The sequence below is a fragment of the Chryseobacterium indologenes genome (assembly GCF_002025665.1).
Taxonomy (GTDB): domain Bacteria; phylum Bacteroidota; class Bacteroidia; order Flavobacteriales; family Weeksellaceae; genus Chryseobacterium; species Chryseobacterium metallicongregator.
On record NZ_CP018786.1, the window covers coordinates 1,822,559 to 1,835,309 of the forward strand.

At 36.7% G+C, this 12,751-nt stretch carries 10 protein-coding genes; 1 reads left to right on the top strand and 9 read right to left on the bottom strand.

The window, feature by feature from the left end:
• Nucleotides 1-40: 40 nt before the first annotated feature.
• Nucleotides 41-1,054 (top strand): YihY/virulence factor BrkB family protein, encoded by a 1,014-nt coding sequence (locus tag BUE84_RS08200; RefSeq protein WP_079241207.1) that lies wholly within the window; start codon nucleotides 41-43, stop codon nucleotides 1,052-1,054.
• On the opposite strand, the gene nhaA is transcribed toward BUE84_RS08200, so the two are convergent.
• The 9 genes from nhaA to BUE84_RS08245 all read right to left on the bottom strand — a co-directional run bounded on the left by nhaA (nucleotide 1,051) and on the right by BUE84_RS08245 (nucleotide 12,725).
• Nucleotides 1,051-2,229, bottom strand: coding sequence for a Na+/H+ antiporter NhaA (gene nhaA / locus BUE84_RS08205; protein ID WP_079241208.1), 1,179 nt, complete (start codon nucleotides 2,227-2,229; stop codon nucleotides 1,051-1,053). The genes BUE84_RS08200 and nhaA overlap by 4 nt on opposite strands.
• A 2-nt stretch (nucleotides 2,230-2,231) precedes the next feature.
• Complete coding sequence (locus BUE84_RS08210) at nucleotides 2,232-4,442, bottom strand: RelA/SpoT family protein (RefSeq protein WP_034696272.1); 2,211 nt, start codon at nucleotides 4,440-4,442, stop codon at nucleotides 2,232-2,234.
• A gap of 109 nt (nucleotides 4,443-4,551) precedes the next feature.
• Nucleotides 4,552-4,917, bottom strand: a complete 366-nt coding sequence (locus BUE84_RS08215; protein ID WP_079241209.1) for a hypothetical protein — start codon at nucleotides 4,915-4,917, stop codon at nucleotides 4,552-4,554.
• A gap of 256 nt (nucleotides 4,918-5,173) precedes the next feature.
• Nucleotides 5,174-7,081, bottom strand: a complete 1,908-nt coding sequence (gene acs / locus BUE84_RS08220) for an acetate--CoA ligase (RefSeq protein ID WP_079241210.1) — start codon at nucleotides 7,079-7,081, stop codon at nucleotides 5,174-5,176.
• A gap of 52 nt (nucleotides 7,082-7,133) precedes the next feature.
• Nucleotides 7,134-9,032 (bottom strand): AMP-binding protein, encoded by a 1,899-nt coding sequence (locus BUE84_RS08225; protein WP_079241211.1) that lies wholly within the window; start codon nucleotides 9,030-9,032, stop codon nucleotides 7,134-7,136.
• Between the two features lie 144 nt (nucleotides 9,033-9,176).
• Nucleotides 9,177-9,536 (bottom strand): response regulator transcription factor, encoded by a 360-nt coding sequence (locus tag BUE84_RS08230; protein WP_079241212.1) that lies wholly within the window; start codon nucleotides 9,534-9,536, stop codon nucleotides 9,177-9,179.
• 9 nt (nucleotides 9,537-9,545) lie between these two features.
• The gene (locus BUE84_RS08235; RefSeq protein WP_167595413.1) at nucleotides 9,546-12,248 is read right to left on the bottom strand and encodes an ATP-binding protein; all 2,703 of its coding nucleotides are present in this window, start codon (nucleotides 12,246-12,248) and stop codon (nucleotides 9,546-9,548) included.
• Nucleotides 12,241-12,435: a hypothetical protein gene (locus BUE84_RS08240; protein ID WP_079241214.1), complete on the bottom strand. Its 195-nt coding sequence runs from the start codon at nucleotides 12,433-12,435 to the stop codon at nucleotides 12,241-12,243. The genes BUE84_RS08235 and BUE84_RS08240 overlap by 8 nt, the downstream gene beginning before the upstream one ends.
• A 62-nt stretch (nucleotides 12,436-12,497) precedes the next feature.
• Nucleotides 12,498-12,725, bottom strand: a complete 228-nt coding sequence (locus tag BUE84_RS08245) for a DUF6814 family protein (RefSeq protein ID WP_034696261.1) — start codon at nucleotides 12,723-12,725, stop codon at nucleotides 12,498-12,500.
• Nucleotides 12,726-12,751: the final 26 nt, after the last annotated feature.

A 12,751-nucleotide genomic window follows, 5' to 3' on the forward strand; every position in this document is an offset into this window, starting at 1 on the left:
AATTTAATTCCCCTACCTTTGTATAAAGACAAACAGATCGATGGGTGTAAAGGTTCCTAAATTTATTTTAAAGATTCAAGAGTTTTTTGACAGCATTCATATTCCTGTTTTGGGAATATCACTTTGGCAGATGTTTCAGATCTATATCTCCGGGATTTTTAAAGGAAAAATAGGAAGAAAAGCAGCGGCTATTTCGTGGAGTTTTACCATAAGCCTCTTTCCGTTTATTCTGTTTTTGCTTTCTGTACTGCCTCATATGCCACTATATGATGAGCTTCAGTTTTATATTTTTGATGTGCTGATGCATAATGTTTTCCCTTCCAACATGGAAGGAGATGTAAAAGGATATATCGTAAGCAATATTATTCCGAATATGAAAGGAATCAGTAACCTAACCATTCTTCTGGCTCTTATTTTCGCGACCAATGGTACATTTTCTCTGATTAACGGTTTTAATGAAAATACAGATGAAAAATTAAGTGATGTAAAAGAGTTTATTCTTTCCTTCTTTATTACGATAGGTTTTATCACCATTGTTTTTCTAACGCTATTTGGAGTATATTATGCAGAGGTTGTGATGAAGCTTTTTACTCCGGCTTATGATGTAACGTGGCTTGTAGATAACCTTTCCAAAATTATCGGGTTTGTTTCTTTCCCGCTTTTTTATTTTATACTTCTGACTTTATTTTACTGGCTGGGAACTGTGAAGATTACAAGATTCCGACAAGCGGTTCCAGGAGCTATTCTCACAACAGTATTGTTTGTGGTTACAACGTATATTTTTGCCATTTATGTAAAGGATATCGCCCGATATAATGTACTTTATGGCTCTATTGGCAGTATGATTCTACTGATGGTTTGGGTGAATGTCAATGTATATCTTCTTTTATTCGGAAATGAGCTGAATATGGCGATCAGAAAACTCAGAATAGAAAAGCTGTTGTCTGATGAGATTGAGAAAGAAGCCTCAGAATATCATGCCCAGATTACTGAACCTGACTTTGATAGTGATGAGGAACATAAAAGAAAATTGGAGAACCGAAAGAAAGATTAATTCTCTTCCAGTTCAGGGTTTTCTTTTGAGCTTACGCTGAGTATGGTAAATCCGGCAATTGCAGCGATAAAGGATGCAATCAAGATGGCAAACTTCGCTTCATCCTGAATCGGAATTTCTCCTTTAAAAGAAAGCAATGCAATAAAAATGGACATGGTAAACCCGATTCCGGCTAACAATCCTACACCAATCATTTGCAGCCAGTTACTGTTTTGAGGCAGAGAACTCAGCTTTAATTTGATAGCTATCAGAGAGAATAAGTTGATCCCGATCAGCTTACCCAATACCAATCCACAGATAATTCCTAATCCTAATGTACTTGTTACTCCTGCGACCATTTCACTGGAAAAAGTGATATTGGTATTCGTTAAAGCAAATATCGGCATAATCAGAAAACTTACCGGAATATGAAGCTGATGCTCCAGTTTTTCCAAAGGTGAGATTTCTACATTAGATGCATTGGTAGGAATGGAAAATGCAAGCAAAACACCTGCTATCGTCGCATGAATTCCGGAATGATGAAGAAAATACCATAAAAACAATCCCGGAATGATGTAAAATATTGTTTTGGTTACTTTTAAAAAGTTTAAAATAAAAAGCAGGGCAGTCACTCCAAAAGATAGGAGAAGATAACTCCAGTGGATTTGCTCTGTATAGAAAATCGCAATCACGAGGATAGCTCCCAGGTCATCTACAATGGCTAATGCTGCCAAAAATATTTTAATAGAATTAGGAATCTTTTTACCTAACATCGAAATGATAGCCAAAGAAAATGCAATATCGGTTGCCATAGGAATTCCCCAACCATTGCTGTATTCCGTTCCCGTATTGAAAATGCTGTAGATTACAGCAGGAATAAGCATTCCGCCTACCGCTGCAAAAATAGGAAGGGAAGCATTTTTAAAGGATGACAATTCACCTTCTACAAGTTCACGTTTTATTTCAAGACCTACCAGCAGGAAAAATACGGCCATTAATCCGTCATTGATCCAGATGCTGACAGGATATTCTAATCCAAAAAGATGAGTGCCTACTTCCTGGTCTAAAAAATGCTGAAAGTTCTCTGCAGCAGACGAATTGGCAATAAGCAATGAAATAAGCACACAGAAAATAAGAATAATTCCTGAGGACTGACTGTTGTTGAAAAATTTTTTAAAATAAAGAGATAAATTCATGTTTACGATTGTACTCGTCTCACTCTGGAAACACCATTAATATTTTTAAGTTTTTTAAAGGTTTCTTCCAACTGACCTTTATTTTTGACTTCGAGGTTGATATTCCCTGTGAAAACACCATTGTTGGATTCAATAGACATACTTTTCATATCCATTCCCATACTTCCACTGATGACAGTGGTGATATCATTAATCATCCCCATTCTGTCAAGTCCTTCAATTTCAATTTTCACTCTGTTTTTGAAGCTTTCCGCATTCACCCATTTGGCCGGAATAACACGGTAATCATACTGAGCTCTCAGATTGATGGCATTCGGGCAGTTATCACTATGCACTTTGATTCCGTCTGAAATTGTGATGAATCCGAAAATTTTGTCTCCCGGAATCACGGTACAGCATTTTGCATACGTGTAGTTAAGCTTCTCTTCGTCCTTTCCAAAGACAATCATGTCAAGGTTTTCCTCTTTCGGATCCTCAAAATGCTGGCTTTTATTAGGTGATTTTCTGAATCTTGAAAGTAAGTTATTGAATACGTTTTTACTTTCTATATATTTTCTCAGGCTGCTTACATCCAGTTCATTACTTTGGAATTTAAGGAAGAGCTCCTGAGATGATTTTAAATTAAAGAACTTCTGAAGTTTATTAATTTCTTCATCATTAAAATTGATTTTCGCATGACGAAGTTTTCTCTGCAAAATTTCTTTTCCTTCTTCTACCAATTGGTTTTTCTGAGAGTTCAGATAACTTTTAATCTTGGATTTGGCTTTCGAAGTTACTACAAATTCCAGCCAGTCAGATTTTGGCTTCTGATTCTGTGAAGAAAGAATATCTACCTGATCTCCGTTTTGAAGGATATAAGAAATAGGAACCAGTTTTCCATTAATTTTAGCTCCCAGACACTTCATTCCCAAATCGGAGTGAACAGAGAAGGCAAAATCCAGAGCGGTAGCATTTGTCGGAAGGATTTTAATTTCTCCTTTTGGAGTAAAGACAAAAACCTCTTTTGAATATAAATTAAGTTTAATATTATCCAAAAGTTCCGAAGTGGAAAGGTTCTGCTGTTGTTCCAATACCTCGCGGATCTCGGTCACCCATTTTTCAAAGTTTCTGTCATCAGAACTCTGTTTGTAACCTTCTTTGTATTTATAGTGAGCGGCAACTCCTTTTTCAGCAATTTCATCCATTCTTTCCGAACGGATCTGTACTTCAATCCACTTTCTGTCCGGCCCTAAAACGGTTAAATGCAAACTTTCATATCCTGTAGAACGGGGCTGCGTAATCCAGTCACGCATTCTTGAAGGGTTACTGTGGTATACATCCGTAACGATAGAGTAGATCTTCCACGCTAGGAATTTTTCATTTTTTGCATCCGATTTATAAATAATCCTGATGGCGTAATTGTCAAAAACTTCTTCAAAGGAAACTCCCTGTTTCAGCATCTTTCTGTAAATGGAAGAGATCGCTTTTGCACGGCCTTTGATTTTAAAGTTTAAGCCTTCTTCATGAAGTCTTTCAGATACTTCTTTCTTAAATTCTTCGATATATCTTTCACGGCTTTCTTTGGCCAGTTCCAATTTCTCCGTGATCTCGTTATATACTTCGGGACTATTATATTTTAAGGAAAGATCCTCCAATTCAGATTTAATATTGTACAATCCAAGACGGTGAGCCATTGGGGCGTAGATATAAACCGTTTCGGAAGCAATTTTTTTCTGCTTGTCCGGAGCCATGCTTTCCAGAGTCCTCATATTATGGAGACGGTCAGCAATTTTAATCAGAATAACCCTGAAATCCTCAGATAATGTCAATAACAGTTTTCTGTAGTTTTCAGACTGCACAGAGATATTCTGATGGTTCATGATGGAAATTTTGGTCAGTCCATTCACGATATTGGCAATCTTCTCACCAAAGATTTTCTTCAGATCTTCGTAGGTATAATCAGAATCTTCAATCACATCATGCAAAAGCGCACAGGCAATAGAAGTAGCACCCAGACCAATCTCTGTTGCTACAATCTTAGCAACAGCAATAGGGTGGTAGATGTAAGGTTCTCCGGATTTTCTCCTTTGATCCTTGTGGGCATCCAGCGCAATATCGAATGCCTTTCGGATGAGTTTATTGTTTTCCTCATCCAATGTTCTGTATGTGTTAGAAATCAGATCCTTATATCTGGCAAGGATCTCTTTATTCTCTTGTTCTAAATCGTAGCTCATTTGTGCACATGCCTATAATTAGACGAAAATACGAAATTTTTTAGTTTTTTCAAACATAAAAGATCCGCAGTATACACTACGGATCTTCGGCTATTAGATTTTATATCGATTAGAATTTCACTTCAGAATTCATACCGTCACTTGATGTTTTGATTTTAATATCAGGGCTGCTGTGGATTTCTGCTCTGTTTCTTGCATCAATATACTTTTTGATGGTATCGTAATTGGTTTCATTGATCTTCATGTTTTCAAATAGATAGGATTTCAATGCTGCATTCTGAACAAATGCATTTCGTGCAAGGTCAATCTGATTAAGATCATTAACGGTAACACTTGCCAAATATTGGGAATTACCGGAACCATCATTAAGGTATACAATGTAATCTGAAGTTCCGAATCCTGAATTTTCCAGATCACTTTCCAGTTTTTTGTAGTCGCTGTGATGACCAAATACTCCAGCTAATATATGTGACATAGTTAATTGGTTTTAAAGTTCTCATTAAAGTTAGTAATAATTTTCTGATTATCATTGCATTTGAGTCAATATAATTTGTTAATTAACATTCAGTTTTCAATAGATAATGATAATGTTTAAGAATAGTTGTTGAACAGGTGTTTAATTTTAATAATTGGATAATATTCGTCTTCATCTCAGGATAATTTTCTTGTTCTATAATAAAAGCCCTGAAAATGACTTCCAGGGCTTCTATTGGTTAAAAAAATGATGAAATTTATATTCTTTCGTTTTTGATTTCCTCTACAATTTCAGGATTTAAAAGCGTACTGATATCTCCGAAATTACTGAAGTCTCCTTCTGCAATTTTTCTCAGGATTCTACGCATAATTTTTCCGGAACGTGTTTTTGGAAGACCTGAGACAAACTGAATTTTATCCAGCTTGGCAATCGGTCCGATCTGATCTGAAATCAGTTGGTTAATCTCTTTTTTCAGATTTTCCTTATCACGTCCTTCTCCGGTTTCTTTAAGTGTCACATAACCGTACAGTGCATTCCCTTTGATGTCATGTGGATAACCTACAATAGCAGATTCAGCAACGGCAGGATGCTGGTTGATGCTGTCTTCAATAGGTGCGGTTCCAAGATTATGTCCTGAAACAATGATCACATCATCTACACGTCCCGTAATTCTGTAGTATCCAACTTCATCTCTTAAAGCTCCATCACCTGTAAAATATTTTCCAGGGAATGCTGTAAAATAAGTCTCTTTATATCTTTGGTGGTCACCCCAGATGGTTCTGGCAATTCCCGGCCATGGAAAACGGATACAAAGATTTCCGGTCACCTGGTTTCCTGTAATTTCGTTTCGTTTATCATCCATTAATACAGGTTGTACACCAGGCAATGGGAGCGTGGCGTAAGTAGGTTTGGTAGGTGTTACAAAAGGTAATGGTGAAATCATAATTCCTCCTGTTTCCGTTTGCCACCATGTGTCCACAATCGGACATTTTTTCTTTCCAACATGATCATTGAACCAGTGCCATGCTTCATCATTAATAGGTTCTCCTACAGATCCGATTACTTTCAGAGAGCTCAAATCATGTTTATCCACCCATTCTGTACTTTCTTTTGCTAAAGAACGAATGGCGGTAGGAGCGGTGTAAAACTGAGTGATTTTATGTTTTTCAATCACTTCCCAGAAACGATCCGGTTCAGGGTAAGTAGGTACGCCTTCAAAGATTACGGTAGTCGCTCCATTTAATAATGGTCCATAAAGGATATAAGAGTGTCCTGTAATCCATCCGATATCTGCTGTACACCAATAAATATCATTTTCTTTATAATTGAATACGTTTTTGAAGGTATAAGCGGTGTATACCATATAGCCTGCACAGGTATGCAGCATTCCTTTTGGTTTTCCTGTAGATCCGGAAGTATATAAAATGAAAAGCGGATCTTCAGAATCCATAATTACGGTAACGAAATCAGCAGAAGCTTTTTCATATAAATCAGCCATCCAGTGATCTCTCCCTTCTTTCATTTTAATTTCGTTGTGGGTTCTTTTTACAACAAGAACTTTCTCAACAGTCGGCGTTTTTTCTAGGGCATCGTCCACAATAGTTTTCAGATCCAGAACTTTATTTCCCCTATAGCTGCCATCTGATGTGATGACCATTTTTGCTTCACAGTCATTGACTCTTGAAGCCACTGCAGAAGCTGAAAATCCGGCAAAGATCACGGAATGTACAGCTCCCAGTTTTGCACAGGCAAGCATCGTAACGGCCAGCTCAGGAATCATGGGAAGATAAATACAGACTCTGTCTCCCTTTTCAATTCCCATATCACGTAAAATATTGGCTGTTTTATTAACGCGCGTATATAATTCATTGTAAGAAATATGCTGTGCTTCTTCCTTAGGATCGTTAGGTTCCCAGATGATTGCTGTTTTTTCTCCTCTTATGGTAAGATGTCTGTCGATACAGTTTTTGGTAATATTGAGTTTCGCATTTTTGAACCAGGTAATCTTAGCTTCATTCATGTCGTACTTAACAACCTTGCTCCATCGTTGATACCACACGAAGTTTTGATCCGCTACTTTATCCCAGAATTTTTTAGGATTTTTGATAGACTTTTTATAGTCTTCAAAATATTGTGGTAAATCTTCTATTAAGTAATTTCTCATATCCCTTTCGTTTTTTTTTGAAATTTGAATTTATTGTATTTTAAATTTATGTTTAATTTCTGGCTTTAGCTCTATAAACCTGGATTTTTTCCTGAATTTCATCAATGATTTTTTCATCATCAATGGTGGATGGAATCTGAAAATCTTTTCCGTCAAGCATCGTTCTGATCAGTTTTCTTAAAATTTTTCCTGATCTTGTCTTAGGTAAGCGTTTGACAACCATTACATTTTTTAAAAAAGCTACAGCTCCAATTTTGTTGCGGACCATCTGAATGATGTCCTTTTCAATCTCTTCTTCAGAAATAATTGAACCATTCTTTACAACAACTGTGGCAAAAGGAACCTGTCCTTTTAAATCATCATCAATACCTACTACCGCACATTCTGCAACATCGGGGTGGGATGAGACAATTTCTTCCATTTCAGAAGTGGAGAGTCTGTGTCCAGCTACGTTGATCACATCATCCACTCTTCCTGTAATAAAAATATAACCATCCTCATCCTGAATTGCACCGTCTCCTGAAAAATAATACCCTTTATACTGAGACAAATAGCTGCTTTCAAAACGGGTGTAGTCTTTCCATATTCCAAGCATGGTGCCAGGTGGAAGAGGAAGTTTGATCACCAGATAGCCTTCATGATGAGGATCTAGTTCCAATCCGTTTTCATCAAAGATTTTAATGTCATATCCAGGAACAGGCTTCCCGGCTGATGCTCTTTTGATCTGATAACTTTCATCGTGAGTCAGCAATCCAAGCATAGGCCAGCCGGATTCTGTCTGCCACCAGTGATCTATTGCAGGAACGCCAATATGTTCTGCAAACCAGTCCAGAGTGGCTACATCACATCTTTCACCAGCCAGAAACTGTTTTTTGAAATGTGACAAATCGTATATTTTTACCAGTTCTCCATTAGGATCTTCTTTTTTAATCGCTCTGATGGCAGTAGGAGCTGTAAACATCACCGAAACTTTATATTCTGAAATAATTCTCCAGAAAGTTCCTGCATCAGGAGTCATGATGGGTTTTCCTTCAAAAATTATCGTTGTGTTTCTGTTGATTAATGGCCCGTATACTGAAAAACTATGTCCTACAGCCCATCCGAAGTCTGAAGCTGCCCAATATGTTTCACCGGGTTTTACACCATAAACATACTTCATTGAGAACTGTAATGCTGTGGCATAACCTCCGGTGTCGCGAACGATGCCTTTAGGTTTTCCGGTAGTTCCAGAGGTGTAAAGCAAATAAAGCGGATGAGTAGATTCTACAGAAATACAGTCTGCTGGAGTAGATTTTTCTACCAGTTCTTCATAATCAATCAGTCCCTCGAACATTTCATCCTGATTATCTACTAATTTTCTGTTATATACAATGATATTGTCTACTTTATCCTGTGCCAGTTCAATTGCTTTTTCTACTAATGGCAGATAAGGAATTCTTTTGGCAATTTCCACACCGGCTGTAGCGGTAATTAAAACTTTAGGTTTGCAGTCATCAATTCTCACTACAAGCTCATGTGGAGCAAAGCCTCCAAAAACCACATTATGAATAACCCCGATTCTCGCACAAGCAAGCATGGCAAAAAGTGTTTGCGGAATCATCGGCATATAAATAACGGCCGTATCTTCCTTTTTTAATCCCAGAGAAATCAATCCTCCTGCCAGCTTTGCAATTTCCTCTTTCGCCTGATGGAATGTGTAGGTTTTTTTCTGGTTGGTTACAGGGGAATCGTAAACAATTGCTACCTGATCTCCGAAACCGTCTTCAATGTGTTTGTCAATACACAAATAGCACATATTGAGCTTTCCGTCCGAAAACCATTGTGGATAATCGTTTTCTCCATTTGAAAGAATCTGTTGTGGAAATTCAAACCATTTGATTTCTTCTGCTTGTTTTTTCCAGAAGTCTTCTTTGTTTTCTATGCTTTGTTTAAATAATGTATCTGTTTCCATGTCAATAGTTGTGTGTTTGATTTTTTGCTTATCCTTGTCAAGGTTTTAAACCTTGACAAGGATAATTGCGGTCCGCAGGCGAAGCCATAAGGTTTTTTATTAAGTCGTTGTCTGAAGTCTTATACCTTGATTCTAGATTCTTTTTTAAAACATTTCCTCAATCTGCTGCATCAGTTTCTTAATCGAGTAGGGCTTTGTGACATAGGCATCTGCTCCCATTTCCAATCCTTTTTCAATATCTCTGGGATTGTTTTTGGCACTCAGAAAGATGACTTTGGTATCCTTTAGTTTTTCGTTCTGCTTAATGAGATCGAGCGTACTGTAACCATCAAGATTCGGCATCATAATATCGAGAAGAATCACGTCAGGAACCATCGTTTTCAGGAATTCAAGGACTTCCGTTCCGTCACGGGCAATATAAACGTCATAGCCGTTTTTCTTAAAGCTGTATTCTAACGACATTAATATTTTGTGTTCGTCATCCGCAATAATTATCTTTCTCATAATAAGGTTTTAATGGTGTTCAACTTCATTTATAATCTCTTTTTTGGTTTTTTCAGGAATGCTGATGGTGAAAGTGACCCCAAGCCCACTGTTTTCTGCTTTTATACTTCCTCTGTGTGCCTGTACAATTTTCTTTGAAATGGCCAGTCCCAGTCCGCTTCCTGTAGGTTTTAAAATATTCTGGTTTTTCGACTGATAAAACTTGTCAAAAATCATTTCCAGATCCTCTTCCGGAATATGTTTTCCGGTATTGAAAATGGTGATGATCAGCTGACCTTCTTTCTCAAATATTTTAGTCTGAATGGTTCCTTGTTCTTCTGTGAATTTTAAGGCATTTCCCCAGATATTCTGAAATAGCTGAATCATTCTCGCTTCATCATATTCAAATATAAACTGATTCAGAAGATTAACTTCACTCAAATGAATATTTTTCTGTTGTATCAGATGAAGGAGAGGGTTTAAGGCTTTTTTATACGTTTCAATAATATTATTTTCCTGAATGTGTAAAGAGATTTCGCCATGCTGTAATTTGTCCAGATACAAAATATCATTGATGATTTCACTTAATCTGTCGGATTCTGTGATGATATTGTTCAAAAATTCCTGCTTAATGTCAAAGGGAATATCGTCATCATCAGCCAGGATTTCTCCTGCAGAACGGATTGCAGTAATCGGAGTTCTTAATTCATGGGCAACAGAGTCCAGAAAGTCGTCTTTTTGACGGTCTTTAATGATCAGACTTTCGTTAGCATTTCTTAGATCATCAGAGAGTTTTTGTAATTCTTCAGACTGTTCGGTAAGTTTTTTATTTAAGCTGATGTTTTCCTGAGATTCTTCGAGGATATTTAAAACCTCTTTTAAAGATATTTTATCTTCTTTGGTAACGCCTTCAATCAATATTTTGGCTGAAGCGGTACCAATTCTTCCGGCTAAAAGGTTTTCTGAGAATTTGATAAATCTTGAGTCAGCAGTTTCCGTTTTTGAATCAATATTATATTTTAAATTAAAAATTCTTAAGGCCTGTTCTGTTTTATTTTTGCCTAAAAAACGCTCCAGGATATTCTGAATATCTGAAATATAAGCCGTTCCCCGCCAGATGAAAGCATTTTCATGGTTCTGAATATACTTGTCTATATCTACGTACAGCTCAGCAAAGTTTCTTTCGCGGTAATTTCCTTTAGAACTTACTGAAACGATAGTAAACAGGCTTGTATTGACCAGCATTGACCAAAAAAATATCTGCGGAATTCTTCCCAAATAAGGGATGGTGAAAAAGCCGAAAGCATTATACATTTCTCTGATTACACCCTTGAATTCCTGATTATAAGAGAAATAATACTGTGGAATAATCAATCCGAAATAACAAATCACTAATCCGGCTATAAGCCCTGTAACAGCTCCTTTATAACTTCCTCTTCTCCAGAATAAAGCACCGAAAAATGCAGGAGCCAATTGTGCAATTACAACAAATGAAATTAACCCTACAGAATCCAGCGAGGTTTTCAGAATGAAATATTTGTAGAAGGCAAAAGCCATAATAATCAGTGCGAAAATGCTGAATTTTCTGATATTAGTAATGCTTCTTGTATTTTTTTCTTCATTTTCAGATTTTAATTTTCCCAGCAATCCGTAGGGAATAATGAGGTTGTTAGAAAGCATAATGGATAAAGTGATGGCAGAAATAATAATCATGGAAATACAAGAGCTTAGTCCACCAAGAAATACAAGTACCGTGATCAAAGTATTATCAAAATGCTGTGGAATGAGAATAGAGTAGAACTCAGGATTTACTTTTTGTCCGTCAAAAATCAGCCTTCCTCCCCAGGCAATCGGGAAAATAAATATAGTAAAGATTAAAAGATAAAGTGGGAAAAACCAAATGGCTGTTCTGATGTGTTTTTCCTGTCTGTTTTCAACAATGGCTGTGTGAAACTGTCTGGGAAGAATACAGATGGCTGTTGCTGAAATCATACACAGAACCATCCAGTTCATTGCTCCTTCAATTCCGTTGAAGGTATTTTTTTCCTTAAAATCTTCAAATTTGCTGGCTTTCTCATAAATATCGGAGAATCCGTCAAAAGCATAATAAATCACGAAAAGTCCAAGAATAATAATAAAAAACAGTTTTAAAAAGCTCTCCAGTGCAATAGCTGAGATGATTCCCAGACGTTTTTCTGAAGCATCTACATATCGTGTTCCATAATAAGAGGAAAACAAGGCAATTAAAACCACTACAAAAGTGGCGTTGTCTGTTAGAATATCTTTAGACATCGGAGTTTCCGTTACCAGATGAAATGTTTCCGAAATGGCTTTGATCTGTAGTCCGATATAAGGAACAATTGCCAGAAGGCAAACCACGGTAATAATGGCACTCAGGCTTCTGCTGTTTCCATATCTCAATGAAATAAAATCGGCTAGGCTGCTTATTTTGTTGATTCTTGAAATTCTTACAATCCGGGTATTGATGTAGATCCATGCCGGAATAATCATAATAGGACCAATGTAAATCGGAAGATAATTTAATCCGCTTGTAGCTGCCACACCAATGCTTCCATAATAGGTCCATGCAGTACAATAAACTGCAAGAGAAAGGGCGTAAATGTATGGGTTGTTGATCCATCGCTTACTTCTTTTCTTCTCTGCCAGATAAGCAACTAAGAAAAGAAGAGCCAGGTAAAACAGAACTACAAAAAATAATGCGAAACTACTCATCATGTCTTTTTACAATTACAAAAGAAATCACAATGGAGATCATCCAGATCACGAACAGATAGATCAGGATCATTGGATAGCCCAAAACTTCCCTGTCACTGTTGAAAAGCAATGAAATAGGAATACTGAAAGCAATCATAAGCCCTGCGCTCAGTATGATAAGTTTTTGTTCGTGTCTTTTTTTCATAAATGATTTTTGATAAAAGATAATTGATGAATACAGTCATTCATCAATTATCTCTATTACTTTTAAATTTTATCGTCAGAATATTCTCCTTTTAAGGCATAATACCCGAAAATGGCCATTCCACCTGAGATAATCGGCATCAGTACAAAAAGGATGATAATGCCAAAAACCAGATCTTCCTGTTTTCCGGAAGCAATTTTTGGGATTCCCAATACTGTAATTCCGAAATATCCTACAATCACCGCAATAGCGATCCAGAGAATGCCTAATATTTTTTTTAGTCCGTTCATTTTAGTAGTTTTAAAATTAATAAAAA

What these genes read in the sequence shown, in the direction of transcription:
- BUE84_RS08200 (WP_079241207.1), top strand. Translation starts at nt 41, where the DNA reads ATGGGTGTAAAGGTTCCTAAATTTATTTTAAAGATTCAAGAGTTTTTT.
- nhaA (WP_079241208.1), bottom strand. Translation starts at nt 2,229, where the DNA reads ATGAATTTATCTCTTTATTTTAAAAAATTTTTCAACAACAGTCAGTCC.
- BUE84_RS08210 (WP_034696272.1), bottom strand. Translation starts at nt 4,442, where the DNA reads ATGAGCTACGATTTAGAACAAGAGAATAAAGAGATCCTTGCCAGATAT.
- BUE84_RS08215 (WP_079241209.1), bottom strand. Translation starts at nt 4,917, where the DNA reads ATGTCACATATATTAGCTGGAGTATTTGGTCATCACAGCGACTACAAA.
- acs (WP_079241210.1), bottom strand. Translation starts at nt 7,081, where the DNA reads ATGAGAAATTACTTAATAGAAGATTTACCACAATATTTTGAAGACTAT.
- BUE84_RS08225 (WP_079241211.1), bottom strand. Translation starts at nt 9,032, where the DNA reads ATGGAAACAGATACATTATTTAAACAAAGCATAGAAAACAAAGAAGAC.
- BUE84_RS08230 (WP_079241212.1), bottom strand. Translation starts at nt 9,536, where the DNA reads ATGAGAAAGATAATTATTGCGGATGACGAACACAAAATATTAATGTCG.
- BUE84_RS08235 (WP_167595413.1), bottom strand. Translation starts at nt 12,248, where the DNA reads ATGAGTAGTTTCGCATTATTTTTTGTAGTTCTGTTTTACCTGGCTCTT.
- BUE84_RS08240 (WP_079241214.1), bottom strand. Translation starts at nt 12,435, where the DNA reads ATGAAAAAAAGACACGAACAAAAACTTATCATACTGAGCGCAGGGCTT.
- BUE84_RS08245 (WP_034696261.1), bottom strand. Translation starts at nt 12,725, where the DNA reads ATGAACGGACTAAAAAAAATATTAGGCATTCTCTGGATCGCTATTGCG.